The sequence below is a fragment of the Streptococcus sp. 2021WUSS126 genome (genome assembly GCF_044427255.1).
Classification (GTDB): domain Bacteria; phylum Bacillota; class Bacilli; order Lactobacillales; family Streptococcaceae; genus Streptococcus; species Streptococcus hashimotonensis.
Window position 1 is genome coordinate 1 of record NZ_JAOTGI010000014.1, and the last position, 25,903, is coordinate 25,903.

Genomic DNA, 25,903 nt, shown 5'->3' on the forward strand with positions numbered 1-25,903 from the left:
GACTCAGTAGTTAAGTGACGATAGCCTAGGAGATACACCTGTACCCATGCCGAACACAGTAGTTAAGCCCTAGAACGCCTGAAGTAGTTGGGGGTTGCCCCCTGTTAGATACGGTAGTCGCTTAGCATATTCCGCCATAGCTCAGTTGGTAGAGCGCATGACTGTTAATCATGATGTCACAGGTTCGAGCCCTGTTGGCGGAGTAAAGAGAAATCTTTAGTATATGGTCCGTTGGTCAAGGGGTTAAGACACCGCCTTTTCACGGCGGTAACACGGGTTCGAATCCCGTACGGACTATATTGGGAGGCTGCTTAGGTCTCTTTTTTTGTTTTTTGAGGTAAATGGGCTTTAATTGGCTCCTTTTCTTTTCTTGTTGCTTTGTCTATTCATTGTTTGTTGATATAATAGAGACATGAAAAGATTATGTGATGAATTATCGGTTTTGCCAGGGATTGGTCCAAAATCGGCTGAAAAATTTTTAAAAATTAACATTCAGAATATTAATGATTTGCTGACTTACTATCCATTTAGATATGAAGATTTTGAGAGTAAGTCTATTTATGATTTGCAGGATGGTGAGAAGGCAGTGGTAGTTGGGGAGGTGGTATCTCCAGCTAATGTACAGTATTATGGTTACAAAAGAAATAGACTCCGTTTTTCAATGAAACAGGGTGAGGTTGTCTTAGCAGTTTCGTTTTTTAATCAGCCTTATTTAGCAGATAAGATTGTTTTGGGGCAGGATATTGCAGTTTGGGGAAAGTGGGATAAGGCTAAGGCAAGTTTGACAGGAATGAAAGTTTTGGCTCAAGTATCAGATGAGCTGCAGCCTGTCTATCATGTGGCGCAAGGGATTTCGCAAGTAAATTTGGTTAAGGCAATTAAAACAGCTATTGATCAGGGATATTTGCATTTATTAGAGGAGAATTTACCATCAGTTTTACGAGAGCGCTATCGGTTAATGAATCGCCGAGAGGCGGTTTTTGCGATGCATTTTCCGACAAATTTAGAAGAGTATAGACAAGCTTTGCGACGTATGAAGTTTGAGGAATTATTTTATTTTCAATTACAGTTGCAAATGCTGAAAGCCAACAATCGTGATATTTCGAATGGTTTGAAGATTGCCTATGATGCTGATAGATTGGCTATGCAAATAAGACAATTGCCGTTTGTCTTAACGGATGCTCAGTCTGGGGCTTTGGCTGAAATACTATCAGATATGAAGTCCTATGGGCACATGAATCGTTTGTTACAAGGGGATGTTGGTTCAGGGAAGACAGTAGTTGCTGGATTGGCTATGTTTGCTGCTGTGACTGCGGGAATGCAGGCTGCAATTATGGTCCCGACAGAAATTTTGGCTGAGCAACACTTTGAGAGTTTGCGCCAGCTTTTTCCAGAACTTTCTATTGCTCTTTTGACAGGGGGAATGAAGGTTGCGGAGCGTCGTACTGCTTTAGAGGCGATTTCTAGTGGTCAGGTAGACATCATTGTAGGAACTCATGCTCTTATCCAGGAAAGTGTGACGTACCATAAGCTTGGTTTGGTTGTGACGGATGAGCAACATCGTTTTGGTGTTAAACAGCGCCGTCTGTTTCGTGAGAAGGGTGATAATCCGGATGTGCTTATGATGACTGCTACACCTATTCCTCGGACGTTAGCCATTACAGCTTTTGGAGATATGGATGTATCGATTATTAATCAGTTGCCTGCTGGTAGGAAGCCAATTATCACTCGCTGGGTCAAACATCAACAGCTACCCACGGTCTTAGCTTGGTTGGAGCGGGAGTTAGAAGTGGGTGCTCAGGTTTATTTTATCTCTCCGCTGATTGAAGAATCTGAGGCTCTGGATTTAAAGAATGCTGTAGATCTGCAATCTGATTTACAGGCGCATTTTGGAGAGCAAGTTACAGTGGATTTGTTACACGGTAAGATGAAAAATGACGAGAAAGATGCCATCATGCATGCTTTTAAGGAGCGAAAAACGAATATTTTGGTTTCTACCACTGTTATTGAAGTCGGAGTCAATGTGCCCAATGCAACGGTGATGGTTATTATGGATGCAGATCGTTTTGGTTTAAGCCAATTACATCAGTTGAGAGGGCGTGTAGGACGTGGTCATAAGCAGTCTTATGCAGTGTTAGTTGCTAATCCTAAAACAGAGTCTGGTAAGGAACGCATGAAAATTATGACAGAGACGACAGATGGTTTTATTTTGGCTGAAGCTGACTTAAAAATGCGTGGGTCTGGAGAAATATTTGGAACTCGTCAATCAGGTTTGCCAGAATTTCAGGTTGCAAATATTATCGAGGACTATCCAATTTTAGAGGAAGCAAGACGAGTTGCTAGTCAGATTGTTAGCGTGGAAAATTGGCAGGAGGACCCTAATTGGTCGATTTTACTTGCTAATTTGAAAGATGGAGAGGAATTGGATTAGTCATATAAAAAAGGCCAACACACATGTGTTGGTCTTTTGACATATTGTATAGTTCGTCAGCGATTAACCTTGGATGTAATCTGCCAAGCTTTGCTCTTCCAAGCCTGCATTGAGAGCGATAAGGAGTTTGAGTCGGGCTTTTTGAGCATTCAATTCTTTAACAAATAGAATGCCGTCTTGTTCCAGTTGGATGCCACCTCCTTGGTAAGCATAGACAGGCTCAGCAATTCCGTTAAAACAGCGAGATACCAGAATAATGGGTATCTTTTGATCAAGGAGTTTCTTAATGGCTGGAAGGATGGTAGGCGGAAGATTTCCGGCGCCGAGTGCTTCAATGACTAAGCCGGAAATTGAGCTTGCAGTGAGAGAATCAAGGAGGATGGAGTCCATATCTGCATAAGCTTTTATGATTGGGACCGTTCCTGTGACTGTTGACAAGTCAAATCGAACACGTGGTTCAGCAGTTTTAAAATAGAGAATCTCTCGTTTGGTGACTAAGCCCAGTGGTCCATGGGTTGGTGTTTGAAAGGTTGAGACATTGGTGGTATGCGTTTTTGTAACATATTTAGCAGCATGAATTTCATCGTTCATGACCACTAGAACACCTTTATTTGCGGATTTATCATCAGCAGCCACACGTAGGGCTGTTCGGTAGTTATAAATCCCGTCGCTACCTAGTTCATTTGAGGAACGCATGGCTCCGGTCAATACAATTGGTTTTTCTGGAATAGCCATTGTATCAAGGAAATAGGCAGTTTCTTCTAAAGTATCTGTGCCATGTGTAATGACAAAACCATCGAAGTTCATTTGTTCTTCTTTGATTTTTTGGTATAGAGCCATCATGTGTTCTAAGCGAATGTGTGGACTTGGAACATTGAGAAAATCCAAGGATGTCACTTGAATTTCTTCTAGTGGGCTATCAATTTGGGTCATTGGATTGATTTTACTCGATGCAACTTCACCCTGATGATTGGCTTGCATAGAAATGGTTCCACCTGTATGCAATACTAGAATTTTTTTCATAAATTTTCAGTTTCTTTCAAAGTGTGATATACTAATTGTAACATAATTATTAGAAAGTAGGTGAGTTGGTTGACGATAAAGGCTGTATTTTTCGATATTGATGGTACCTTATTGGCCGACAATCGTATGGTTAGTAGTTCAACTATTCTCGCCATTAATGCTTTGAAAGAGAAGGGAATTTTAGTTGGTCTAGCTACAGGACGTGACCCTCGTTTTGTTTTGCAGTATATGGCTAGTTTAGGGCTAGATTTGGTCATTGCTTATAATGGTCAATATATTTTTTCAAGAGAAGAAGTTATTTATAGTCAGAGTTTAGAGCCAAAGCAAATTGAACAAATTATGGAGTATGCGCAAACTCACCATAAGGATTTGTCTTTTGGAACTGCTAAAGGCATATTTGGTAGTAAGATTATGAGTGCTGGAACAGGAAACTTTGCATATCGTGTGACGCGTATGATTCCGGAGTCCTGGGCTGGAATCATAAACTTTATTTTCAATCGCTTGGTACGTTGGATCAGTCCTCAACAGGAAACGAATTTGAAGGGTTTTCTCTTTCAACCAATCTATCAGCTGATGTTGCTGACGACGGAAAGGGAGACGCAATCATTGGAGGTGCTCTTTCCGAACTTGTCTTTTACGCGTTCGAGTCCCTATGCGACTGATATTATCAGTAAGGGAAATTCAAAATTATCGGGTATTGTAAAGGTTGCAGGACGATATGGTTTTGAGTTAGATGAAGTTATGGTATTCGGGGATTCTAATAATGATTTTGAAATGTTGAATGAAATTCAGCACTCGGTAGCGATGGGAAATGGGACGAAAAAGGTTAAACAAGCAGCTTCCTTTGTTACAGATACAAATAATCGTGATGGGATTTATAAGGCATTAATTCATTTTGGTGTGATTGAGGGATAAGATGTTTCAGAGTAAGGACGATAATTTTAATAGGGTAAAGGATTTTCATTTTTTAATGGATGGTGAAACCCAAGAACTTCCCAGTGTGTATGATGGACAGACGGCTTTGCATCGCGCTGGTTTTAAATTGGAGGAGTTGGTAGAATTTCTACATGCAGCTTCAGAATCTGAAGTTGAGTTTCATGATTTTATTCAACAACTTCATCAGGATTTAGATACTGCTGCTGATAAGGTATCTGGCAAGAGAAGTTTCGGGGTTTCGATGCAGGATCAGGTAGATGCTTTGCTGGATATTCTTTATTTTACATATGGTTCGTTTGTTTTGATGGGGGTTGATCCAGAACCAATCTTTCAGATAGTCCATACTGCTAATATGGGGAAAACATTTCCAGATGGGAAGGCCCATTTTGATCCAATTACTCATAAAATTTTAAAACCTGATGATTGGGAAGAACGGTTTGCGCCGGAGGAAAAGATTCAGGAAGAGCTGAAAAGACAGATGAAAAGACTTGATTCGTAAATCAAGTCTTTTGGTTTATAAACTTTTTTCTCCATCGCGAACAATGAGTAAATCGATAGTTGCGTGGCGCATGATATATTCGGATGAGGATCCGATTAGGAGACGTTCAAAGGCATTTAGACCAGTTGCTCCAAGTAGCATAAGATCTGCACCAGTTTCCTTTGGAATATCAATAGCCAGGAGGGTTTTAGGGTTACCGAATTCAATGCGAATCTGTACATCGGTCAGACCAGCGTTGAGGGCTTCTTGTTTGTATTCTTCGAGGAGGAGCTCCGCCTCTCTTTCTAAAGATTCATAGACAGAGGCGTCAAATGCAACAACATTGTGGAGAGCACGGGTATCAATCACATGGGCGATAATCAGACGTGCTTGGTTGCGTAGTGCAACATGAATGGCTTTATGAAGAGCTAATTCTGCTCCTTTAGAGCCGTCTACAGCGACGAGTATTGTTTTGTAAGATTGTGTCATAATAATCACTCCTTTCAGAAGAGCTTTGTCCCGAAATAGGTAGAGTAGTTCCTTACATTTTTATTATAAGCCTTTTAAGAGAAAATGTAAAGGATTCTTGTACTTTTTTTGCTTTTACAGTACAATATAAAAGATAGAAAGTCGAGGTGACGACATGAAGCAATTTAACAAGTCAACAAAATTGGATGATGTAGCATATGATATTCGTGGACCTGTTTTGGAAGAGGCCATGCGCATGCGTGCCAATGGAGAGCAGATTTTACGTTTGAATACGGGGAATCCTGCAGAATTTGGTTTTACTGCTCCAGATGAAGTTATTCGTGACTTGATTCATAACGCCCGTAAATCAGAGGGATATTCGAACAGTAAGGGAATTTTTTCTGCACGTAAGGCTATCATGCAGTATTGTCAGCTAAAGAAATTTCCAAATGTTGATATTGAAGATATTTATCTTGGAAACGGCGTGAGTGAGCTGATTGTTATGTCTATGCAAGGTTTGCTAGATAATGGTGATGAGGTGTTGGTGCCAATGCCAGACTATCCTCTCTGGACTGCTGCGGTTAGTTTGGCTGGTGGTAAAGCTGTTCACTATGTTTGTGATGAAGCAGCTGAATGGTATCCGGATTTGGCAGACATGGAGTCCAAGGTGACTTCTCGAACCAAGGCAATTGTCCTTATCAATCCAAATAATCCAACTGGAGCTCTCTATCCGAAAGAAATTTTAGAAGGAATCATTGATATTGCTCGTAGACATGAATTGATCATTTTCTCTGATGAGATTTATGATCGCATGGTTTTTGATGGAGCTGTTCATATCCCTATTGCGACACTGGCTCCAGATTTATTTATTGTGACGATGAATGGACTGTCTAAATCGCATCGTATTTGTGGTTTCCGAGTAGGCTGGATGGTCTTATCTGGTCCGAAAAAACATGTAAAAGGTTACATTGAAGGCTTGAATATGTTGTCCAATATGCGTTTGTGTTCAAACGTTTTGGCTCAACAGGTTGTTCAAACTTCTTTGGGAGGTTACCAATCGGTTGATGAACTCTTGATGCCTGGCGGACGCTTATATGAACAAAGGGAGTTTATTACCAAGGCGATTAATGATATTCCAGGGCTTTCTGCTGTAAAACCTAAGGCTGGTCTGTATGTCTTTCCAAAAATTGATTGTGAGATGTACAGAGTTGATGATGATGAACAATTTGTATTGGATTTCCTCAAGCAAGAAAAAGTACTTTTGGTCCATGGTCGAGGTTTTAACTGGAAGGATCCAGATCATTTCCGTATTGTGTATTTACCACGTGTGGATGAGTTGGCAGAAATTCAAGAAAAAATGTCACGATTCTTGCGGCAATATCGTAGATAATGGAATTTTAGGCTGAGTGTTAATCAGCCTTTTCTTTTTGCTTGGATGAAATTGTTTGTGTTTTTCTAACAACGGTAAATATTCTGATAATTGTTGAAATTTTATGTATTTTTTGCTATACTGAAAGCAATTACAGAGTAAAGAGGAAAATATGACAACATTATTAGAGAAGACACGGAATATTACTTCTATTTTGAAGCGTTCCGAAGAGCAATTGGCAGAAGAATTGCCTTACAATGCTATTGCTGAACATCTATCAGCTATTATTGATTGTAATTCTTGTATTATTAATAGCGAAGGTGAAGTTTTGGGATACCACATGAGTTACGAGACAAACAATGATCGTGTGGAAGAATTTTTCCAAAATAAACAATTCCCAGAAGGATATGTAAAAGCAGTCGCGCAGGTTTATGATACGCAGGTTAACTTGCCTGTCGAGAGCGAGTTGACTGCCATCCCTGTTGAATCACGATCGACCTATCCAAATGGTCTGACAACGATAGCCCCTATCCATGTGACGGGAATTCGTTTTGGTTCGCTTATTATTTGGCGGAATGATGAGCAGTTTCACGATGATGATTTGATTTTGGTTGAGATTGCAGCAACAGTAGTTGGTATCCAGTTGCTTAATTTCCAACGGGAAGAAGATGAGAAGAATATTCGTCGTCGCGCTGCGGTCAATATGGCGGTAAATACGCTTTCTTATTCTGAGATGAAGGCGGTGGCGGCTATTCTGGGTGAGTTGAGTGGCAATGAGGGGCAGCTGACTGCGTCTGTGATTGCGGACCGTATCGGTATTACTCGTTCGGTCATTGTCAATGCTTTGCGTAAGTTGGAGAGTGCGGGGATTATTGAAAGTCGTTCGCTTGGTATGAAAGGAACCTATTTGAAGGTTCTCATCCCAGCTATTTTTGATGAAATTAAGAAACGTGACTACTAAAATGACAAAAGTATTGAATATATAATAGATTTTGTAGCAGATGAAAGAAAGTTGACTGCTGGAAAATCAGCTCAGGCTATTTCTGAACGAATTGCTCAGGTTACACAAGAAGCTTTTGAAAATGGAGACTACATTTTCTTTGTGATTGATGGTCATGAGAAGGGGGGATGAATTTCATCCTGAAGCTCAGCTTTTCCCAAGTCATAATATCATTGGGACGCAAGGGCGTGACTTGTATGGTTCTTTAGCAGATTTTTATCAAAAACATAAAGGGCATGCGCGTGTTCGTTGGATGGATAAACGTCATTATTCTACTTTTTCTGGAACGGATTTGGATGTTCGACTAAGAGAACGTGGTGTAGATACGGTTGTCTTGACGGGTGTTTTGTCTGATATTTGTGTTCTTCATACAGCTATTGATGCTTATAATGAGGGGTATCGTATTGAGGTGGTCTCATCAGCCATTGCTGCATTGACGGAGGAGAATCATCAGTTTGCTCTCAACCATTTGCGTCATGTACTTGGTGCGACAATCATTGACTAATAGTATAGTGACCAGTCTGTGGACTGGTTTTTCGTTTTTCTCCAACAGGAATCTGTATCATTAACACTCTTCGAAAATCAAACTCAGACCTTGTTGACTTAGCTTGATGAACTTCAGTTCCATCTACAACTACATCGTCAGTCTGATTCTGATAAAAGAAGCGGTATGATTGACCATGATAAATTTATCAAAATGCTTTACATAGGTGATTACTTGGTGTATAATATAGTCTGTGTGTAATGGACGCACAAAAATACAGTTTATCCGCTGGGTTTAAAAGCACCTAAGATTGACAAAGATAGGAGAATAAAATGAATCCATTGATCCAAAGTTTGACAGAAGGTCAACTTCGTACTGACATCCCTTCATTCCGTCCTGGTGACACTGTGCGTGTTCACGCTAAGGTTGTCGAAGGTAACCGCGAACGTATCCAGATTTTCGAGGGTGTTGTTATCTCTCGTAAAGGTCAAGGCATCTCAGAAATGTACACAGTACGTAAAATCTCTGGTGGTGTAGGTGTTGAACGTACATTCCCAATCCACACTCCACGTGTTGATAAGATTGAAGTAGTACGTTACGGTAAAGTACGTCGTGCTAAATTGTACTACCTACGTGCATTGCAAGGTAAAGCAGCACGTATCAAAGAAATCCGTCGTTAAGATAGTCCTACAGACTATTTTGGTCGGAGAATGGGAGGCAGCGAAAGCTGTCTCTTTTTTTAAAAAAATCTGTTGAAAAAGTACTTTATTGTGAAAGCAGTGGCAAAATGGATTGTTTTTGTGTATCTTCCATGAAATAATATGTTATACTATATATTATTGTAGCTAATATAGAGGAGGTTGCGGATGAGCGAACAGTTTATTCCATCTGTTTTATCAGATTTACGGCAGGATATTGTTCAGATGCCAGAAGTTATCAAGGAATGTAGTGGAATTCGTATTTATGGTCGTCGCATTCGTTCAGTCTTATTTACAACGGATGTGTCGATTATTGCCAATCACAACGCAGATGCTATTTTGGCTGTTTATCCATTTACGCCTAGTCCAGCTATTATCAAAAGTATTATGTTGGTTGCGTCAGTTCCAGTCTTGGCTGGTGTTGGTGGAGGCTTGACGACAGGTATGCGTTCAGCTAATATGAGTCTATTGTCTGAGTCGGAGGGAGCATATGCTGTTGTGGTAAATGGACCAACGGATGTAAAAACAATTGAGGCAATCAATAAAGTAGTGGATATTCCTATCATTTATACAGTTGTTTCTGAAAAGTCTGATTTAACCTCGCGGATTAAAGCTGGAGTAGATATTTTAAATGTTTCTTGCGGTATGGAAACGCCAAGGGTTGTGAAGAAGATTCGAGAAGCTTTCCCTGACTTTCCAATTATTGCGACTGGTGGTCCGACTGAGGACTCTATTCGTCGGGTTATCGAAGCTGGAGCCAATGCTGTCTCCTATACAGCACCAAGTAATGGAGAGCTTTTTAAGGGGAAAATGGAAAAATACCGCAAACATGCAAAGGATTAGTTCATAAAAAGATAGGCTAAGTAAACAGTAAGTTTTATTGCTAGATGAAACTTGCTGTTTTTTATCGTTTTACGGTGTGAGATTAGGAATACTTCGCAATTTAAAGAACGGATTTTTAGGAGGAAATAGGTAACATATTAGGTCATTTCTACCTTTGTCTGGGGCTGGAAATATGGTATAATGAGAAGATAGATTTCCATTAGGAGGAAAGTAAGAATGAAGATTTCTGAAGCTGAAGTCCGTCACGTTGCCAAGCTGTCTAAGCTGGAATTTTCGGATCAAGAAACAGCGGAATTTGCGACAAGTTTGAGCAAGATTGTCGATATGGTTGAATTGCTCAATGAAGTAGATACGACAGGTGTTGCGGTAACGACCACTATGGCTGACCGTAAGAATGTCTTGCGAGCAGATGTTGCCCAAAAAGGTGAGAGCCGTGAGGAACTCTTTAAAAATGTGCCTGAATCACAAGATAACTTTATCAAGGTACCAGCTATTCTAGACGGGGGAGGAGATGCCTAATGACTTTTAATAACAAAACCATTGATGAATTGCATGACCTCCTTGTCAAAAAGGAGATTTCTGCGGTTGAGTTGACCAAGGCAACTTTGGAAGACATTAAGAGCCGTGAGGGAGCAGTGGATGCTTTCTTGACTATCACAGAAGATGCAGCCTTGGCGCAGGCTGCGGCCCTTGATGAAAAAGGGATTGATGCGGACAATGTTATGGCAGGGATTCCTTTGGCAGTCAAGGACAATATCTCTACCAAGGGGATTTTGACAACTGCTGCTTCAAAAATGCTCTATAACTACGAGCCAATTTTCGATGCGACATCGGTTGCTCAGGCCTATGCTAAGGATATGATTATTGTTGGTAAGACCAACATGGATGAGTTTGCAATGGGTGGTTCGAATGAGAACTCTGCCTTCAAACCGACTAAAAATGCTTGGGACCAGACAAAAGTTCCTGGTGGTTCTTCAGGTGGTTCGGCAGCTGCAGTTGCTGCTGGTCAGGTCCGTTTGTCACTCGGTTCTGACACAGGTGGTTCCATCCGCCAGCCTGCGGCCTTTAATGGTATCGTTGGTATGAAACCGACCTATGGAACGGTATCCCGTTTTGGTTTGATTGCCTTTGGTTCATCTCTTGACCAGATTGGTCCGTTTTCACAGACGGTTAAGGAAAATGCCCAGTTGCTCAATGTCATCTCTGGTCATGATGTCAAGGATGCAACATCAACGATCAATGAAATTGCTGACTTCACTAGCAAGATTGGTCAGGACATCAAGGGTATGAAAATTGCTCTGCCAAAAGAATACATGGGCGAAGGGATTGATCCGCAGGTCAAGGAAACCATTCTCAAGGCGGCTAAGCACTTGGAAAGTCTGGGGGCGATTATCGAGGAAGTCAGCCTGCCACATTCTAAGTATGGGGTTGCTGTTTACTACATCATTGCTTCATCAGAGGCTTCTTCTAACTTGCAACGTTTTGACGGAATCCGTTATGGTTTCCGTGCAGAAGATGCGACCAATTTGGATGAGATTTACGTGAAAACCCGTAGCCAAGGTTTTGGTGAGGAAGTCAAACGCCGTATCATGCTGGGAACTTTCAGCCTGTCATCTGGTTACTACGATGCCTACTTCAAGAAGGCTGGTCAGGTGCGGACCTTGATTATCCAGGATTTTGAAAAAGTCTTTGCGGACTACGATTTGATTTTGGGGCCGACAGCTCCGACGGTTGCCTTTGGTTTGGATACGCTCAACCATGACCCTGTGGCTATGTACTTGGCGGACTTGTTAACAATTCCTGTAAACTTGGCTGGTCTTCCTGGTCTTTCTATTCCTGCTGGTTTTGTGGAAGGCTTGCCAGTTGGTTTGCAGTTGATTGGTCCAAAATACTCAGAAGAGACCATTTACCAAGTGGCTGCTGCCTTTGAAGTGACAACAGACTACCACAAGCAACAACCAGTGATTTTTGGAGGTGCTAACTAATGAACTTTGAAACGATTATTGGTCTAGAAGTCCATGTGGAGTTGAATACCAACTCGAAAATTTTCTCACCTTCATCTGCTCATTTTGGTGAGGATCCAAATGCCAATACCAACGTGATTGACTGGTCTTTCCCAGGTGTCCTTCCTGTTCTTAACAAGGGTGTTGTGGATGCTGGTATCAAGGCTGCCTTGGCCTTGAACATGGACATTCACAAGGAAATGCACTTTGACCGTAAGAACTATTTCTATCCTGATAACCCTAAGGCCTATCAGATTTCCCAGTTTGACGAGCCGATTGGCTACAATGGTTGGATTGAGATTGAGCTAGAAGACGGTACGACTAAGAAAATTCGTATCGAGCGTGCCCACTTGGAAGAGGATGCAGGTAAGAATACCCACGGGACAGACGGCTATTCTTATGTGGACCTCAACCGTCAGGGTGTTCCTTTGATTGAGATTGTATCAGAAGCGGATATGCGTTCGCCTGAAGAGGCCTATGCCTATTTGACAGCTCTCAAGGAAATCATCCAATACACTGGTATTTCAGATGTGAAGATGGAAGAGGGTTCTATGCGCGTGGATGCCAACATCTCTCTTCGTCCTTATGGTCAGGAGAAATTTGGTACCAAGACTGAGTTGAAAAACCTCAACTCCTTCAACTATGTTCGCAAGGGCTTGCAGCACGAAGTAGAACGTCAGGCAAAAATCTTGCGTTCAGGTGGTCAAATCCAGCAGGAAACTCGTCGTTACGATGAATCTACTGGTGAAACCATTCTCATGCGTGTCAAAGAAGGGTCAGCTGACTACCGTTACTTCCCAGAGCCAGACCTACCGCTCTATGAGATTGATGATAGTTGGATTGAAGAAGTGCGTGCAGAATTGCCAGTCTTTCCAAAGGCTCGCCGTGCCAACTATGTGGAAAACTTGGGCTTGACTGCCTACGATGCTGGTCAGTTGACGTCTACCAAGGTTCTGTCTGATTTCTTTGAAGCAGCCGTGGCAGCAGGTGGCGATGCTAAACAAGTTTCTAACTGGTTGCAGGGTGAAGTGGCTCAGTTCCTCAATGCTGAAGGTAAGACTATTGAGCAAATCGCCTTAACACCTGAAAACTTGGTAGAGATGATTGCCTTGATTGCGGATGGTACTATTTCATCTAAGATTGCCAAGAAAGTCTTTGTTCACTTGGCGAAAGAAGGTGGCTCTGCTAAGGCTTACGTTGAGAAAGCTGGCTTGGTACAGATTTCAGACCCAGCAGTCTTGATTCCGATTATCCACCAAGTCTTTGCGGATAATGAAGCAGCCGTAGCTGACTTCAAGTCTGGCAAACGCAATGCCGATAAGGCCTTTACAGGCTTCTTGATGAAAGCAACCAAGGGACAAGCTAACCCACAAGTTGCACAACAACTCTTAGCAGAAGAACTTGCTAAGTTGTTGGATTAGTTTTAAAACTATAGAATACAAAAATCGCTCAAAAAGAGTGGTTTTTTGTTGACTAAAATAATAATTATTATTATCATCATGGTATAAAGGTATGAGGGAGAATAATAGATATGTCAAAACAATTCGACAATTTTTTACTAAGACACGAGGAGAATGTCAAAAAATTAAAGAAACGTGATAAAGAAACTGAGTCAGACAAGGAAAGATCAAGAGATGAATTTTCTAGAGATTATTCTAGGGTAATCTATTCTAACTCCTTTAGACGGCAACAAGGGAAAATGCAACTGTTTGCTGTTAATGGTAGAGCTTTTCACAGGAATAGGCTGACACATAGTTTTGAAGTGGCACAGATTGCAAGGGGAATTGTTGATTATTTGAAAAAAAATACGTCTAATAATATTGATATAGATTTCAATTCGATGTCTGTCGTTGTTGAAACTGGTGCACTTGTACACGACATTGGCAATCCCCCATTTGGTCATCATGGAGAAAGAATTTTAAATGATTTGGCAAAGGATATTGGTTTTGAAGGAAATGCACAAGGGTTACGGGTATTAAAAAATATTGAAAAAAAGTCTCCAGATCATAAAGGCTTAAACTTAACATATAGAACCCTAGCTTCAATTCTAAAATATTATGTTCCATATAGAAAATCACGAAAGACTGAGAAGTTCATATACAAAGAAGATTATGAGGAATTTAAAAAGAGATTTAAAGAAATGGATGTGTTTGTGAGAACAATTGATGTTCAAATTGTTGATTTGGCAGATGAAATTGCTTATTGTGCACATGACTTGGAAGATGCATTGGCGAGTAACTACTTCACCATTGATCAATTTGTATTTTTGTTGGAACAGAAATTGGGAGAAGAGCAAACATTAGAGGATTTTAAGAAATGGATTGAAGAGGCAAAAAATAAAGCCGATAGAAGTAAATCCAATGATGACTATGATTTTTATTTTAGACGAGAATTGCTTTCCATTATTGTGAATAAATTCATTGAGGATATAGATATTGTAGAACTTAATGAAAAAGACAAGAAAAAATTAGGAACTGATCAGGATCAAGAACTAGGGCTCGGTCATTATAAAAAACTTGCTGGTGCATTGAAGAAAACAATTTTCGAAGGCGTAACAAATTCTGATGATATTATTTTATATGAAAATGTTGGGACGAAAGTGTTGACTAGTTTATTTGATTTATTCATGAACGAAGAATATAATCGGAAGAGTTTTTTGATGCCAATCGAATATCGATTTGAAAAAGACGATACCCAAAGTGACAAGAAAAGAAAAGTACTAGATTATATTTCTGGCATGATGGACACTTACGCAATTGAGATGTATATAAAACATTTTGGTACAGATCCGTTCTTAGAGAAATATGATGCAGCTATATTCAAGAAAGGAACTGGTAAAAAGCTAATAGAGTGTTTAGCACAAAATTTCTTACATAAATAGCAATATGTTTAAGAAAACCGAGAGTTCATATTGAATTCTCGGTTTTTTCGGCTATTAATAAGAACTTTCCCGTATAATCAGCTGGGTACCCAGCTTGATTTTGCGGGGGTGGTGGGGCTGCGGACTCACAATGACACGGTCCAGCAGCTGCATGGCTTCCTGTCCCATTTCTTCGGTGAAGACACTGATTGAAGACAGGGCTGGGTAGACTTGGCGCGTGATGGCTGTATCGTTAAAGGTGATGAGTTGGACCCATTCTGGCACGGCGATTTGGTGCTCTTGAAGGGCTCTAAGGGCACCGACAGCCAGAGTGTCGTTTGCCATGAAGAAGGCTGGGGGCAGCTGGTCACCCAGGTCGGCAATAGCCTGGCTCATCAGCTCATAGCCCGACTGGGTGGAGAACTTTCCTTGGTAGATGTAGTCTTCTTGGAGCATGCCCAAGGATTCTAGATAGGTCCGAAAGGCAGTTAGGCGGGGGTCTGTTGGCAGTTGGTGTCCGTCTGTGGTTTCTTCCTGTCCGACTAGGAGGCCAATATCAGTCAGACCTTGTGAACGGAAGTGGTCGATAACTGTCTGAACAGAGTGTTCAAAGTCAGTTGTGACGCAGGAGAATCCCTCGGTCAGTGTATCAGAATCTACAAAGATTAGCTTGGAAGACAAGTTGGTCAGCTCTGCTATTTGCCCAGAAGAAAATTTACCAACTGCGATGATGCCGTCCAATCCTTGAAGGAGGGGATTGGTCAAGTCGTTGAAGGAGCGGATGATTTGATAGCCGAGAAGGCTGGCGGTCTGCTCGATGCTGGCACGGATGGAATAGTAGTAGAGGTCAGACAGCTCCTCGCTTTCGGTGTACCATTGGACAATGCCGATGGTGCCTTTTTGTTGGGGTGCTTGTTTTTTGAGGTGTTTGGTGTAGCCCAGGTCCTGTGCCAAGTTGAAAATGCGGTCGCGGGTTTCTGGGCTGACGGATAGGGTCAGGTCTCCCTTGAGAACGCGGGAAATGGTGGCAGAGGATAGTTGAGCTTTTTCGGCGATTTCTTTGATAGTGACCATGTTTTTCTCCTGTTTATTTGTCTCTAGTATAGCATAAAAAACAAAATTAGTAAAAATTTAGTAAAAATATTGACTTTTAAATTGTTGAGTTGTACAATAAAAGAAAACGATTACAAAATCTAGGAGGTTCTTATGAATAAAGAACAACTCAAGCAAGCCTTTCTCGATGTGTTTGGTCAAGAGGCAGATGCAACTTTTTTCTCACCGGGTCGGATTAACTTGATTGGTGAGCACACGGACTACAATGGTGGACATGTTTTTCCTGCGGCCATTACCTTGGGGACCTACGGTGCTGCTCGCAAACGTGATGACCAGGTTCTACGTTTTTATTCCGCAAACTTTGAAGAACTTAGAATTATTGAAGTGGATTTGAATAATCTGGTCTTTGATAAGGCGGACAACTGGACCAACTATGCCAAAGGTGTTCTTAAGTTCTTGCAAGAAGCAGGACATAGCATTGATACAGGTATGGAAGTCTTTGTTTACGGTAACATTCCAAATGGTTCAGGCTTGTCATCGTCAGCTTCTCTAGAACTCTTGATTGGAATCATCGCAGAAGAATTGTATGGTCTAGAATTGACTCGCCTTGATTTGGTGAAAATTGGGAAACAAACGGAAAATCACTTTATCGGTGTCAATTCTGGTATCATGGACCAGTTTGCTATCGGTATGGGAGCGGATAATCGGGCGATTTACCTTGATACCAATAGCTTGGAGTATGAATTGGTGCCCCTTGACTTGGGTGACCATGTGATTGTCATCATGAACACCAACAAACGTCGTGAATTGGCAGATTCTAAGTACAATGAGCGTCGTGCGGAATGTGAAAAAGCAGTGGAAGAATTGAATGTAGTCTTGAATATTCAAACTCTGGGAGAATTGGATGAGTGGACCTTTGATCAATATAGTTATTTGATTAAGGATGAAAACCGTATCAAGCGTGCCCGCCATGCTGTTTTGGAAAATCAACGGACCTTGCAGGCTCGTAAGGCCTTGGAAGAAGGAGATTTGGCAACCTTTGGTCGTTTGGTCAATGCTTCTCATGTTTCTTTGGAGCATGATTATGAAGTGACAGGTTTGGAATTGGATACCTTGGCTCATACAGCTTGGGAGCAAGAAGGCGTCCTTGGTGCTCGGATGACGGGAGCTGGTTTCGGTGGCTGTGGTATTGCCATTGTCCATAAGGATAAGGTTGATGCCTTTACTGAAAATGTTGGTAAGACCTATACTGAAGTGGTTGGATATGAACCAAGCTTTTATGTAGCGGAGATTGCTAGTGGCTCTCGCGTCTTGTAGTCTTTCATTTTGTCTTTTGTTAGGTTGACAGAAGTGACTTATATGTAAGTTTATCGACTGGATGCGACGAACGTTGAGAAGTGGTATTGGCTTGTTTCCTAGCTTCTTCTCAAACTGAAAGACTATTTTTAATAATAGATTGGAGAAATGATGACAGGATTGGTGGATCGTTTTGTTGAGCAGGTCATTGCCAACAGTGGTTTTGAAGAAATGGATGCTCTTTACCTGCGCAATCGGGTCTTGGCTTTGGTGGGAGACCAGGTTCTGACTGTTCAAACAGAGTTAGAGGACTTGATTGAATTAAAAGATGAACTATTGGCTCATGGAGTTCGAACTGGTTTTGTGGGTGAATTGCTGGAAGAGCAGGACATGGTTGGGTCTTGTTTGATGGATTTGATGACACCGAGTCCGAGTCAGGTCAATCGTGATTTTTGGCAGACCTATCAGGACAGTCCAGAGCAAGCGATTGGCGACTTCTATGAATTGAGCAAGCGCAATGACTATATCAAGATGGCTGCGATTGCGAAAAATATCTATTATCCAGTTTCGACAGAGTATGGGAATTTGGAAATCACAATCAATCTGTCCAAACCTGAGAAGGATCCCAAGTCTATTGCAGCTGCTACGAAAGCTGAAGCAAGCAATTATCCCAAATGTCTACTCTGTATGGAAAATGAGGGCTATCAGGGTCGGATTAACCATCCAGCACGCGCCAACCACCGTATTATTCGCTTGGATTTAGGACAGGAGCAGTGGGGCTTCCAGTATTCGCCTTATGCTTACTACAATGAACATGCTATTTTCCTAAATCAGGAACATGTGCCGATGGTTATTAGTCCGCGAACATTTGAGCAGCTCTTGGACTTGCTGGACATCTTTCCAAATTATTTTGTCGGTTCCAACTCCGACCTACCAATCTCGGGTGGCTCCATCTTGACTCACAATCACTATCAGGGTGGGCGGCACAGTTTTGCCATGGAAAAGGCACCGATTGAGCGCCAGCTGGTCTTCGACGGCTTTGAGTCCGTTTCGGCAGGGATTGTCAAGTGGCCCATGTCGGTGATTCGCTTGAGTTCAGCAGATAAGCCATCGCTTCTTGGTTTAGCGACTAAGATTTTGGAAAAATGGCGGAGCTACTCAGATGATAGCGTTCAGATTAAGGCTGAGACGGATGGAACTCCCCATCATACCATCACCCCGATTGCTCGGAAACGAGGAGATTTGTACGAGCTGGATTTGGTTCTCCGCGACAATCAAACTTCGGAAGAATTTCCAGATGGCATCTATCATCCACATCCAGATGTGCAACATATCAAGAAAGAAAATATTGGCTTGATTGAGGTAATGGGCTTGGCGATTTTACCCCCACGTTTAAAGGCAGAATTGGCTGAAGTAGAAAAATTCTTACTGGGTCAAGCTAGTCAGGTAGCTGACTATCATCAGTCTTGGGCGGAAAGCCTGAAAACAGCTCATCCAGATGTGACGGAAGAAACCGTCGAACAAGTTGTTCGTGAATCAGTGGGACAAATTTTCGCGCGTGTATTGGAAGATGCAGGGGTCTACAAACGAACTCCAGAAGGACAGGCAGCCTTTCTACGATTCGTAGAATTTGTAGGTTTAGCAACATAATTGCAAGAAAGAGTGGGAGTGGGACAGAACTCGACCAATCTAAAGAGTTCGTCTTCCCACCCCCGCATAGCTCCAAAGGTTCGAGGAATCTTTGGAGACTGGAGATAGGGCGAACAGAGTTCGCTACAAAACTGTCTGGGGGACAGTTGGAAGTTGGAAATAGAGCGAACAAGGTTCGTTTCAAAATCGTTCAGTGAACCTTTTGAGGTTGGAAATGAAGCGAACTTTGTTCGTATCAGTCGTAGAGGTCAGATTTGGAGTGTGAAACGCGAATTGCTGAGATTTGCTCTGCAAATCCCATTTCCAACCTTTAACAGTTTCCCAGACTGTTAAAGCCAATCAACCACTGCGCTGAGATGTTGACGCAAACTTAGTGAGGTTGGACCTGTCTTTTTGCCTCCCTTCCCACTCTTTTGGTATAATGGAAGTATTCACAGTGTGAGAAGGAGATATGATGGCGGAAAAGAGATTGGGGACACTGATTACATTAATAGCAGGTATAGCCTGGGGCTTGTCTGGAGTGAGTGGGCAGTACTTGATGTCACGTGGTGTTTCAGTAGATATGATTACCTCCCTGCGTTTGTTGGTATCGGGATTCTTTCTCGTTGGCCTGGCTTATGCTACAGCGAAAGAACAGCTGTTGATAGTATTGAAAAATAGAAAAGCCTTGTTGGGAATTTTTGTTTTTGCGATGTTGGGTCTGGTTCTTAACCAGATGGCTTATTTACAAGCCATCTATCATACCAATGCGGGAACGGCTACGGTTTTACAATACCTTTGCCCTATCTTAGTCTTGGCTTATACCTGTTTGAAAAATAGGGAAAAACCATCAGGGATTGAGTTGATTTCAATTATCTTAGCCGTAGCAGGAACTTTTCTGATTGCGACTCATGGCAAATTAGATGAATTGGCAGTGACTCCAATCGGTTTGTTCTGGGGAATCTTCTCAGCCTTTACTTATGCGCTATATATTATTTTGCCAGGTAAATTGATCCGTCAATACGGCAGTATAACGGTAATTGGTTTAGGGATGTTAATGGGTGGTTTTGTAGTCACGCTTGGTTTGCAAACTTGGCAGCATCATCTTCCTATTGATGGTGGAAGTTTCCTGGGGCTGCTAGGTATTGTCGGAGTCGGGACGATTTTTGCCTATACTGCCTTTCTTAAAGGCGTCAGTATGGTTGGTCCTGTCAATGGTAGTCTTTTGGCCTCGATTGAGCCGATTGCATCTGTCTTTTTTGCAGTATGGTTGGTCAATGAGCAATTTTATGCAATTGATTTTGTTGGAATGTTGTTGATTTTACTTGCTGTTTTACTTATTTCTTTAAAAGATATATTGGTTGCCCAAAAGAGTATTGGTTAATATACTCTTTTTTTGTTATACTAAAGAAAAAACTTGAAAGGAATAAAGATGATTAAAGAATTTTGTTCCGAAAATCATGTAGGTGTGATGAAGGCCCTATCCCTAGGAGCTAAACGGATTGAGCTCTGTGATAATTTGGTAGTCGGAGGGACGACGCCGAGTTATGGAGTGATCAAACATGTTTGTCAACTGGCTCATGAGAATGAAGCCACAGTCATGACCATGATTCGCCCTCGAGGTGGAGATTTTTGCTACGATGAAGCTGAGGTGGAAATGATGGTTGAAGATTGTAAAGTAGCGATTGAACTAGGTTCAGATGGTCTGGTTTATGGTTTGTTAACCGAGGAAAATTGGTTGGACGAAGCAGCCTTGGAAAGACTGTTTGCTGTTTCGCAGGACTGTCAGATTGTCTTTCACATGGCTTTTGACCAAATTCCTCGCGAACGCCAATTTGAGGCTCTTGATTGGCTGGCAGAACATGGAGTGACACGGATTTTGACGCGTGGAAGTCTGACAGGTTCAGCTTTGCAGAATATCGATTGGTTACGAGACATTCAAGCCTATGCGGATGGAAAAATTGAAGTTCTTGTTGGCGGTGGATTGACTGTGGAAAATGTGCCAACGTTATTAGAAGCATTACCAATCAATCAAGTACATGGAACGAGATTATTTTGGTAAGGTAGCTTTGAATTTGAAATAAATTACAGAATAATAATCGAAGTTTATTCAGAAATGTTTAGAAGTTAAGGTTTGTTTAAGCATTGGAAGATACAATATATTTATTCTTTTTCATATAATCTCCACGGAAGCAGTCGATACGTTCGGCTGTTTTCATTTTTGTTTGTTAAAGTCCGGTATACAGACTAGAAGCTGCTGCGTCTCTATTGAATCCCCTACGTAAAGAATTGAGAACTGTAGCAGTGGAGATGAGTGATTTTGCTTTGGACTATGCTGTTCGTTTAGCCCAATCCTTGAATAGTACTTTGCGTTATCATAATTATGATAGCTTGATTGCCATTGCTAAAACCAAAGGAGTTGAACCCAAGGGTAAGGACTGTCAATCATTTTCAGAGTACAGACAGCGTTACAGTCTCTATGATGCTAAAAAATTAACCTATCGTGCTCTGATATGGCGCCTCTTTGACGATAGTCATGCAGATTATGGCCATGCAGCGACGATTTTGGGTATGGATTGGATTTTGGAAGAGTATAAACAGGAGTAAGAATAGACACTCGGTGTTACCGGGTGGTTTCCTTTTGGTTCTCTGTTCGCAATTTTTTGGGAAAAATGGTATAATTATCTGATAAAAAACTTTGGAGACGACAGTGAGTTTAGAAAATTACATGCCGGATTTTGCCTTGGAAAAGGCTTATGACGTGACCGTCGAAAGCTTGAAAAAACATGGCATAAAAGTAGTGTTTGTTGACTTGGATAATACCTTGATTGCTTGGAACAATCCCGATGGTACGCCAGAGATGCGCCAGTGGTTACATGATTTGCAGGACGCAGGCATTCCTGTTGTGGTGGTTTCAAACAATAAATACGAACGTGTCAAACGGGCGGTTGAAAAATTTGGGATTGAATTTGAAGCCTTTGCTCTCAAGCCTTTCACCTTTGGGATTAACCGTGCCCTGAAACGCTATGATGTCCAGCCACATGAAGTGGTCATGATTGGCGATCAGCTGATGACGGACATTCGGGCTGCTAAGCGAGCTGGTCTCAAGTCTGTCTTGGTCAAACCCTTGCTAAAGACGGACTCTATCAATACGCAGATTAACCGTTGGCGTGAGCGACGGACCATGAAAAAAATCATCGCTAAATATGGAGCGATAGACTACAAGAGGGAGATGTAAGTGGAAGAATTATTTTGTATCGGCTGTGGTGCCCAGATTCAGACGCTAGACAAGGCAGTCGCTGGTTTTACACCTCAATCAGCCCTAGAAAAAGGCCTGGAAACAGGGCAACTCTACTGCCAGCGTTGTTTCCGTTTGCGCCATTACAATGAGATTTCAGATGTCAATATCTCGGATGACGATTTCTTGAAACTCCTCCATAGCGTAGGAGAAAGCGATGCCTTGGTGGTCAATGTCATTGATATTTTTGATTTCAATGGTTCAGTCATTCCAGGTTTGCCTCGCTTTATTTCAGGCAATGATGTACTTTTGGTCGGCAACAAGCAGGACATTTTACCCAAGTCTGTCAAGACAGGCAAGGTCACTCAGTGGTTGACCGAGCGGGCGCATGAAATCGGCATGCGACCAGTTGATGTGGTCTTGACTTCTGCTCAAAACAAGCAGGCTATCAAGGATTTGATTGAAAAGATTGAACAACACCGCAAGGGACGGGATGTCTATGTGGTCGGCGTGACCAACGTTGGCAAATCAACCTTGATCAATGCTATTATCCAAGAAATCACAGGGGACAAGGATGTCATTACGACTTCACGTTTCCCTGGAACGACGCTGGATAAGATTGAAATTCCTTTGGATGATGGTTCATACATCTATGACACGCCAGGAATTATCCATCGTCACCAGATGGCCCATTATTTGACGGCTAAAAACCTTAAGTACATCAGCCCCCGGAAAGAAATCAAGCCAAAGACCTACCAGCTCAATCCAGAACAAACCTTGTTCTTGGCTGGTCTGGGACGATTTGACTTTGTGGCTGGTGAACGCCAAGGTTTTACAGCCTTCTTTGACAATGAGCTCCAACTCCACCGCACCAAGTTGCAAGGAGCTAGTGAATTTTACCAGAAACATGCGGGCTCACTTTTAGTGCCACCAACTAGCAAGGAATTGAAAGAATTTCCTGAATTGGTTCGTCATGAATTTACCATCAACGAAAAGACGGATGTGGTCTTCTCAGGTCTTGGTTGGATTCGTGTCAATGAAAAGGCTAAGATTGCTGCCTGGGCGCCTAAGGGTGTGGATGTGGTAATCCGCAAGGCGATTATCTAATACTCTTCGAAAATTAAAAGCAGACGTTGTTGACTTGATTTGATGAGTGTAAAGCTCCAGTGGAGCTTTACAGCCTGCTACCTGAAAACGTGAAAGTAGTAGGGTTTAATCTGCTCTTGGAGAGACGAACTTCGTTCGCTCTATTTCCAACCTTCAAAGGTTCCCCGAACCTTTGAAGCTAGTCTGATTTTAATTTTCATTGAGTATAAGAGGTATTTGATTTCAGTTTTTACAATTAAAGAGAAAGGAAGTTCAAGTCTTCTGATTTGAACACGGGCTAAGTATATCGGCGCAATAGGGAAAAACTTTGTTTTCTTTATTTCCCGATTGTAACAGTCTCCCAGTCTGTTACAATGCCCTTTGTATAATAAATTATGCTAACTTCAAAACAACGTGCCTTTTTGAACAGTCAGGCACACAGTCTCAAACCTATCATTCAGATTGGGAAAAATGGTCTCAATGACCAGATTAAAACCAGTGTTCGTCAGGCGCTGGATGCGCGTGAATTGATCAAGGTGACTTTGCTACAAAATACGGATGAAAACATCCACGAAGTAGCTGAAATCTTGGAAGAAGAAATCGGTGTGGATACGGTTCAAAAAATCGGTCGCATTTTGATTTTATTCAAACAATCTAGCAAGAAAGAGAACCGTAAAATTTCCAAACAGGTCAAAGAAATCTAAGAAGGAGAGCCTATGGCTATTGAACTCTTAACACCCTTTACCAAGGTTGAATTAGAGGTTGAAAAGAAAGAAACCAATCGCAAACAAGTGGGGATTCTGGGAGGGAATTTCAACCCTGTCCACAATGCTCATTTGATTGTGGCAGACCAGGTCCGTCAACAGTTGAAGTTGGATGAGGTCTTGCTCATGCCAGAATTCATTCCGCCCCATGTGGATAAGAAAGAAACCATTGATGAATACCATCGCTATTCCATGCTCAAGATGGCTATTGCAGGTATTGAGGGCTTGGGGATTGAAACCATTGAACTGGAACGCCGTGGTATCAGCTATACCTACGACACCATGAAATTGCTGAAGGAAAAAAATCCTGATACGGATTATTATTTTATCATCGGTGCAGATATGGTAGACTACCTTCCAAAATGGCATAGGATTGATGAATTGGTCAAGATGGTGCAGTTTGTTGGTGTCCAGCGTCCTCGTTACAAGGCAGGGACTTCCTATCCTGTTATCTGGGTAGATGTGCCCTTGATGGACATTTCCTCCAGCATGGTACGGAGCTTTATCAAGCAAGGACGGGTGCCGAATTTTATGGTGCCTCATGAAGTTCTGGACTATATCGAAGAAAAGGGACTGTACCAATGATTGCAGCAGATTTGACATTTGACCGTCAGGCTCTTTTGGAAAAAATCCGTGTAGCCATGAAGCCAGCGCGCTTCCAACATGTCTTGGGTGTGGAGCAGGCGGCGCTTGCCTTGGCAGACCAATACGGCTGTGATCCGAAAAAAGCCAGTCTGGCAGCACTTTTGCATGATTATGCCAAGGAAGTGGCAGACCAAGTCTTTCTGGATTTGATTGCCAAGTATGATTTGGACAAGGACCTGCTTAACTGGGATAATAACATCTGGCACGGTGTGGTTGGCGCCTATAAAATCGCAGAAGATTTTGGCTTGGAAGATGAGGAAATTTTCCAAGCCATTCAACGACACACCATTGGTGCTGGGCAGATGACCTTGCTGGACAAGGTGCTTTATGTGGCGGACTACATTGAACCCAATCGGGATTTTCCTGGGGTGGACGAGGCACGACGGATTGCAAAAGAGTCCTTGAACAAGGCGGTAGCCTTTGAAACTGCCCAAACCATTTCCTACTTGGCCAAGAAGGGTGTTCCCATTTATCCACAAACCTTGGAAACCTATAATGCTTATGTCGGAGAGTTAGGAAGGTAAGATGAAGTCAGCACTATTAGTCATTGACATTCAGCATTTGCCTGTGGAAGGCAAGCCCTATGGGATTGAAAATCGGCTTCGGCTCTGGCAAGATAGCCTTGCTCAAGCCCGTCAAGTGGGGCTAGAGGTCATCCATGTCCGCCATCATGACCAGGAATTGATCAAGGGGACTGCTGACTGGGAGATTCACTCAACTGTTGCACCCTTAGCTAGTGAGAAGATTTTCGATAAGACCTTCAATAGCGCCTTCAAGGAAACAGGGCTTCATGCTTATTTGCAGGAAAAGGGAATTGAGCAGCTCATCATCATGGGCATGGCGACCAATTTTTGCATTGACACGACGATTAAAGTAGCCTTTGAACTAGGCTACAAGGTAGCTGTGATTCAGGACGGAACGACGACAGGTTATTCAGGAAAATTGGATGCCAAGGACTTGATTGACCACTACCAAAACATCTGGTCATGGAGTTTTGCCCAGGTGGATAAATTAGAAAATATAATTAGAGGATAAGATGAAAGAACTAGATTTAGTAAAAGTTGTGGTCCAGGCTGCTGATGATAAGCGAGCTGAGGACCTTGTTGTAATTGATGTTCAAGGCGTGACTAGCCTGACAGACTACTTTGTGATTGCCAGTTCCATGAACAGTCGCCAGTTGGAGGCTATTGCGGAAAACATCCGTGAAAAGGTAGCGGAAGTTGGGATCAAGGGTAGCCGTATAGAAGGCGATAGTAACGGTGGCTGGGTCCTTTTGGACCTTGGAGGCGTAGTCGTTCATATCTTCTCAGAAGAAATGCGTGACCTCTACAACCTTGAAAAATTATGGCACGAAGGTGGCTTCCTGGAAGTTGCAGAACTTTTAGAAGAGGAGTAGTGAAACAGTTCGGGGAACTGTTTCAGCTGGTCACCCTAAAACTCGAAAGTGACCAAAATGAGTTCACTATTATGTGATTAGAAGTGATAGACTTCTTGAATAAATATGAAAACAGATTTTGATTTGGGTGCACTATTCGAAACTTGAGTCAACATCTCAGCGCAGTGGTTGATTGGCAGCTTTGTTCGTGCTTCCCACTCCAA

24 protein-coding genes, 2 tRNA genes, 1 rRNA gene and 2 pseudogenes are annotated in these 25,903 nt (G+C 42.1%); 26 read left to right on the top strand and 3 right to left on the bottom strand.

Translation table 11 applies throughout. The features are described from left to right. Positions 1-10: 10 nt before the first annotated feature. The 4 genes from rrf (at position 11) to recG (ending at position 2,431) form a co-directional block, all read left to right on the top strand. Positions 11-126: ribosomal RNA gene (rrf, locus tag ODU39_RS06615) — 5S ribosomal RNA — on the top strand. Between the two features lie 4 nt (positions 127-130). Next, positions 131-203 (top strand) — tRNA-Asn (locus ODU39_RS06620). Between the two features lie 22 nt (positions 204-225). Then, positions 226-297: transfer RNA gene (locus tag ODU39_RS06625), tRNA-Glu, on the top strand. A gap of 115 nt (positions 298-412) precedes the next feature. Continuing rightward, the gene (gene recG, locus ODU39_RS06630; RefSeq protein WP_398580125.1) at positions 413-2,431 is read left to right on the top strand and encodes an ATP-dependent DNA helicase RecG; all 2,019 of its coding nucleotides are present in this window, start codon (positions 413-415) and stop codon (positions 2,429-2,431) included. Positions 2,432-2,494: 63 nt separating this feature from the next. Here recG and ODU39_RS06635 read toward each other — a convergent pair whose 3' ends face one another. Beyond that, complete coding sequence (locus ODU39_RS06635) at positions 2,495-3,454, bottom strand: asparaginase (RefSeq protein ID WP_398580126.1); 960 nt, start codon at positions 3,452-3,454, stop codon at positions 2,495-2,497. Positions 3,455-3,523: 69 nt separating this feature from the next. Here ODU39_RS06635 and ODU39_RS06640 point away from each other — a divergent pair. Beyond that, positions 3,524-4,889, top strand: a pseudogene (locus ODU39_RS06640) (Cof-type HAD-IIB family hydrolase). Between the two features lie 15 nt (positions 4,890-4,904). Here ODU39_RS06640 and ODU39_RS06645 read toward each other — a convergent pair. Continuing rightward, on the bottom strand, positions 4,905-5,357 hold the full coding sequence (locus ODU39_RS06645) for a universal stress protein (RefSeq protein WP_004195772.1): 453 nt from the start codon (positions 5,355-5,357) through the stop codon (positions 4,905-4,907). 154 nt (positions 5,358-5,511) lie between these two features. Here ODU39_RS06645 and ODU39_RS06650 point away from each other — a divergent pair, with 154 nt between their 5' ends. From ODU39_RS06650 to ODU39_RS06690, 9 genes and pseudogenes are all read left to right on the top strand, one after another. Further along, on the top strand, positions 5,512-6,726 hold the full coding sequence (locus tag ODU39_RS06650; protein WP_105119851.1) for a pyridoxal phosphate-dependent aminotransferase: 1,215 nt from the start codon (positions 5,512-5,514) through the stop codon (positions 6,724-6,726). 151 nt (positions 6,727-6,877) lie between these two features. Beyond that, positions 6,878-7,666 (top strand): GTP-sensing pleiotropic transcriptional regulator CodY, encoded by a 789-nt coding sequence (codY, locus tag ODU39_RS06655; protein ID WP_029172019.1) that lies wholly within the window; start codon positions 6,878-6,880, stop codon positions 7,664-7,666. A 12-nt stretch (positions 7,667-7,678) separates the two neighbouring features. Continuing rightward, positions 7,679-8,210: pseudogene (locus tag ODU39_RS06660) on the top strand (cysteine hydrolase family protein). A gap of 311 nt (positions 8,211-8,521) precedes the next feature. Further along, complete coding sequence (rplS, locus tag ODU39_RS06665) at positions 8,522-8,869, top strand: 50S ribosomal protein L19 (RefSeq protein WP_011921928.1); 348 nt, start codon at positions 8,522-8,524, stop codon at positions 8,867-8,869. 186 nt (positions 8,870-9,055) lie between these two features. After that, complete coding sequence (locus tag ODU39_RS06670; RefSeq protein ID WP_012774968.1) at positions 9,056-9,730, top strand: hydrolase; 675 nt, start codon at positions 9,056-9,058, stop codon at positions 9,728-9,730. 216 nt (positions 9,731-9,946) lie between these two features. Further along, positions 9,947-10,249 (top strand): Asp-tRNA(Asn)/Glu-tRNA(Gln) amidotransferase subunit GatC, encoded by a 303-nt coding sequence (gene gatC, locus ODU39_RS06675; RefSeq protein ID WP_024408528.1) that lies wholly within the window; start codon positions 9,947-9,949, stop codon positions 10,247-10,249. Then, positions 10,249-11,715 (top strand): Asp-tRNA(Asn)/Glu-tRNA(Gln) amidotransferase subunit GatA, encoded by a 1,467-nt coding sequence (gatA, locus tag ODU39_RS06680; protein WP_398580127.1) that lies wholly within the window; start codon positions 10,249-10,251, stop codon positions 11,713-11,715. Before gatC ends, gatA begins: the two co-directional genes overlap by 1 nt. Beyond that, positions 11,715-13,154 carry an Asp-tRNA(Asn)/Glu-tRNA(Gln) amidotransferase subunit GatB gene (gene gatB / locus ODU39_RS06685; protein WP_398580128.1) on the top strand — a complete coding sequence of 480 codons (1,440 nt, stop codon included), beginning with the start codon at positions 11,715-11,717 and terminating at the stop codon, positions 13,152-13,154. The genes gatA and gatB overlap by 1 nt, the downstream gene beginning before the upstream one ends. Before the next feature lie 110 nt (positions 13,155-13,264). After that, a complete protein-coding gene (locus ODU39_RS06690; protein ID WP_053866837.1) occupies positions 13,265-14,614 on the top strand; it encodes a deoxyguanosinetriphosphate triphosphohydrolase family protein in 1,350 nt (449 codons plus the stop codon). Positions 14,615-14,668: 54 nt separating this feature from the next. On the opposite strand, the gene ODU39_RS06695 is transcribed toward ODU39_RS06690, so the two are convergent. Continuing rightward, positions 14,669-15,667 carry a LacI family DNA-binding transcriptional regulator gene (locus tag ODU39_RS06695; protein ID WP_398580129.1) on the bottom strand — a complete coding sequence of 333 codons (999 nt, stop codon included), beginning with the start codon at positions 15,665-15,667 and terminating at the stop codon, positions 14,669-14,671. A 132-nt stretch (positions 15,668-15,799) separates the two neighbouring features. On the opposite strand from ODU39_RS06695, the gene ODU39_RS06700 reads away from it, so the two are divergent. The 12 genes from ODU39_RS06700 to rsfS all read left to right on the top strand — a co-directional run bounded on the left by ODU39_RS06700 (position 15,800) and on the right by rsfS (position 25,700). Beyond that, the gene (locus tag ODU39_RS06700; protein WP_398580130.1) at positions 15,800-16,963 is read left to right on the top strand and encodes a galactokinase; all 1,164 of its coding nucleotides are present in this window, start codon (positions 15,800-15,802) and stop codon (positions 16,961-16,963) included. A 147-nt stretch (positions 16,964-17,110) separates the two neighbouring features. After that, positions 17,111-18,592, top strand: a complete 1,482-nt coding sequence (gene galT / locus ODU39_RS06705) for a UDP-glucose--hexose-1-phosphate uridylyltransferase (protein WP_398580131.1) — start codon at positions 17,111-17,113, stop codon at positions 18,590-18,592. Positions 18,593-19,046: 454 nt separating this feature from the next. After that, the gene (locus ODU39_RS06710; protein WP_024384114.1) at positions 19,047-19,955 is read left to right on the top strand and encodes a DMT family transporter; all 909 of its coding nucleotides are present in this window, start codon (positions 19,047-19,049) and stop codon (positions 19,953-19,955) included. A 48-nt stretch (positions 19,956-20,003) separates the two neighbouring features. Next, a complete protein-coding gene (locus tag ODU39_RS06715; RefSeq protein ID WP_398580132.1) occupies positions 20,004-20,633 on the top strand; it encodes a copper homeostasis protein CutC in 630 nt (209 codons plus the stop codon). Between the two features lie 206 nt (positions 20,634-20,839). Beyond that, positions 20,840-21,178: a hypothetical protein gene (locus tag ODU39_RS06720; RefSeq protein WP_174853945.1), complete on the top strand. Its 339-nt coding sequence runs from the start codon at positions 20,840-20,842 to the stop codon at positions 21,176-21,178. A 103-nt stretch (positions 21,179-21,281) separates the two neighbouring features. Further along, entirely contained in the window at positions 21,282-21,809 is a 528-nt protein-coding gene (locus ODU39_RS06725; RefSeq protein ID WP_105249352.1) for a YqeG family HAD IIIA-type phosphatase, read from the top strand. Next, on the top strand, positions 21,810-22,916 hold the full coding sequence (yqeH, locus tag ODU39_RS06730) for a ribosome biogenesis GTPase YqeH (protein ID WP_011922650.1): 1,107 nt from the start codon (positions 21,810-21,812) through the stop codon (positions 22,914-22,916). Positions 22,917-23,287: 371 nt separating this feature from the next. Further along, entirely contained in the window at positions 23,288-23,599 is a 312-nt protein-coding gene (gene yhbY, locus ODU39_RS06735) for a ribosome assembly RNA-binding protein YhbY (RefSeq protein WP_024379048.1), read from the top strand. Between the two features lie 12 nt (positions 23,600-23,611). Continuing rightward, positions 23,612-24,244, top strand: coding sequence for a nicotinate-nucleotide adenylyltransferase (locus ODU39_RS06740; RefSeq protein ID WP_105257502.1), 633 nt, complete (start codon positions 23,612-23,614; stop codon positions 24,242-24,244). Next, the gene (gene yqeK / locus ODU39_RS06745) at positions 24,241-24,828 is read left to right on the top strand and encodes a bis(5'-nucleosyl)-tetraphosphatase (symmetrical) YqeK (protein ID WP_105257501.1); all 588 of its coding nucleotides are present in this window, start codon (positions 24,241-24,243) and stop codon (positions 24,826-24,828) included. The genes ODU39_RS06740 and yqeK overlap by 4 nt, the downstream gene beginning before the upstream one ends. A 1-nt stretch (position 24,829) precedes the next feature. Beyond that, positions 24,830-25,339, top strand: coding sequence for a cysteine hydrolase family protein (locus tag ODU39_RS06750; RefSeq protein WP_105257500.1), 510 nt, complete (start codon positions 24,830-24,832; stop codon positions 25,337-25,339). Between the two features lies 1 nt (position 25,340). After that, positions 25,341-25,700, top strand: a complete 360-nt coding sequence (gene rsfS, locus ODU39_RS06755; protein ID WP_105257499.1) for a ribosome silencing factor — start codon at positions 25,341-25,343, stop codon at positions 25,698-25,700. Positions 25,701-25,903: the final 203 nt, after the last annotated feature.